General features: G+C 47.8%; 2 protein-coding genes. Both read left to right on the forward strand.

The features are described 5' to 3' along the window. Nucleotides 1–57 precede the first annotated feature (57 nt). A complete protein-coding gene (locus EYQ01_10040; GenBank protein HIE66123.1) occupies nt 58–537 on the forward strand; it encodes a response regulator in 480 nt (159 codons plus the stop codon). A 160-nt stretch (nt 538–697) separates the two neighbouring features. Next, on the forward strand, nt 698–1,828 hold a 1,131-nt coding region (locus EYQ01_10045), incomplete at its 3' end, for a hypothetical protein (protein HIE66124.1).

Below are 1,828 nucleotides of genomic sequence, written 5' to 3' on the forward strand. Positions count from 1 at the left end.
TTAACGAAATAACGGTATGATCTTTCATGGTGGCGTATCCTCCAGGTTGTTTGATTCATTCGCAGTTTCAAATCAACCAGATACGCCGCTTTTTCAAGTACTCAATACACCACTTTCAGTTATAACTCCATATCTAGAGGAGGAAAGGTGAACAAGACCATTTTAGTTATAGATGACAATGAAGGAGATGTAAGATTAATTGAAGAAAAATTAGTTGATGCCCAAATTAATGTTAATATAATTCGAGCAAAAACGGGTGAAGAGGGCATTCGATTGGCTCAGGAAGTGAAACCTGATTTAATAATGATGGATATAATGTTGCCGGGGATGAATGGAGGAGAAGCAGCAAGAATTCTGAAAGAGGATGAAAGAACGGCTCAGATACCCCTTAAATTTCTGTCAGTTTTATATCCTAACGATGATAAACAAAAACAAAAGGAAATAAATATTGGCAAGGATGTATATGATTTAATAGCAAAACCCATTGATGAACAGACATTAATTTTGATAATGAGCGAATTAAGGTGTGGTCAATAATCGGGGTTAGACTATTATTCCGTTGAAGATTCACAAGTCAGTAATTCCTTTTCCAGTTTCTCTTCGATAAATGTGTCTTCCTGAGAAATGGGGAGCGACCCGTTTTGAAGTGAGATGGAATTAGCGTAAAAACATGATTTTCCTATTAATATATCCATAGATGGAGCAGTGGCCGGCCGTGAAGAAGAGTTTACCGATCATTCTGGTCCTGATGGCTGGCATTGGGATCTCTTTCGTCGCTTATTTTTTCACGGATAAATGGGCAGAGGAGAAATGGATTCGCAGCTTTGAACGCGAGTCCATTGTTCATGCGAAAAACCTGGAGCAGCAACTTGGCTTGACCCTGGGAGCCATCCTTTCGGTTAAGGCGCTCTACCAAGCCTCGGAGCAAGTCGAGCGTGCTGAATTCAAAGCCTTTACAAATTTAGAACTGGTGGATAGAATCGGCATTCAGGCGATGGAATGGGTACCCCGGGTTGCGTTAGAGGACCGCGCCGAATTCGAGGCTGCAGCGCGTAGGGATGGACTCACCGGGTTCAAATTTACCGAACGAAAAAGCCAGGGACAAATGATTCCCGTTGAGGAGCGAACGGAGTATTTCCCGGTCTTTTTCGTCGAACCCCTCGCGGGCAACAAATCCGCTCTAGGCTTCGACATGGGCTCCAACCCGATACGTCTGGAGGCGATGCACAAGGCACGTGACAGCGGTAAGGCCGTCGCCACGTCACGCATAACTCTTGTTCAGGAAAGCGGCAACCAGTACGGCTTCCTCCTCTTCGAACCGATTTATCAAAACGGCTCAGCGATCGACACCGTCGAGCAGCGTCGGACTGCCCTGCAAGGCTTTGGACTCGGGGTCCTACGCATTGGTGACATTGTCGAGGCGGGCTCGGAACGTAAGGATACTGAACTGGCCGTCCACAGAGACCTGTTCCTATTTGATACCTTGTCTCCTGTCGGGAGCCAGCAGCTCTATCCCCGCGAGGGGACCATCGAGAGCCGCGCCGACATAATGAGCTCTGTTTGCGTGGATATTTCTCTTCAGGTCGGCGGCCGTGACTGGCTAATAGTTTACTGCCCCACTGCTGGGAAGGCGAACGTCTGGCGCTGGCAGTCGGGGGTGGTTTTGTTCGCGGGGTTGATGGGCACTGGCATGCAGGTGGCATACCTGATATCCATCCTACGCAAGAAGCTAGAGGTCGAAGGGTTGATCGAGGGTCTGCGCTCCAGCGACGATCGTTACCGGGCTTTGTTCGATAACGCCCATGACATGATACAGAGCATTGACCTT

Source organism: Candidatus Manganitrophaceae bacterium, from assembly GCA_012960925.1.
Classification (GTDB): Bacteria; Nitrospirota; Nitrospiria; order SBBL01; family JAADHI01; genus DUAG01.